Annotated in this window: 1 pseudogene; it reads right to left on the bottom strand. The window is 71.1% G+C overall.

Annotated features, from left to right (window positions below):
* Positions 1-185 precede the first annotated feature (185 nt).
* A pseudogene (locus FOY53_RS23375) lies at positions 186-508 on the bottom strand (ATPase); the annotation flags it as partial.

The following is a 508-nucleotide window of genomic DNA, read 5'->3' as shown; positions in this document are numbered from 1 at the left end:
CAGCTTGCCCTTGGCGTGCTGGGAGGCGATGCGCTTTTCCCCGCCGCCCGCGCGAGCCTGGGCGCGGCGACGATCGAGTTCCTCAAGAATATGCTGCACGACCCTGGCGTTCCCTCGTCATCCGGTACGGGCGAAGGCGTAGAGAAACGTCAGGGTGATGACAAGCGGCGCCGTCGCGGCAGCGGTCAGACGCGCAGGGCCGCGAACCAGCGCTCCAGCAGGACCGCCTCGCCCTTCAGGCGCTCCGCCCGCTCGGCGGCCTCCTCGTCGACGCCCCATTGTTCCTGCTGGAAAACCTCGTCCAGCCGCGAGAGGTCGAAAGCCGCCTCCCCGTCCAGCTTGTCGTGCAACATGGCCAGGGCCAGCACCGTCGAGCCCAGCAGCCCCGCCGCCATGGCCAGGCCGGCCAGGGCGAAATCGTCGAGGGCGGCGGCGGCGGCCTCGATCCGGGCCAGGGTCTCGGCCGGCTGGGCCTGGTGGACGACGCCGGTGACGCGGACGAATCGCA

It is taken from the genome of Puniceibacterium confluentis (assembly GCF_007923445.1).
GTDB classification, from domain to species: domain Bacteria; phylum Pseudomonadota; class Alphaproteobacteria; order Rhodobacterales; family Rhodobacteraceae; genus Puniceibacterium; species Puniceibacterium confluentis.
The sequence above is the reverse complement of the archived record's forward strand: the minus strand, read 5'-3'. Positions and strand labels throughout refer to the sequence as shown.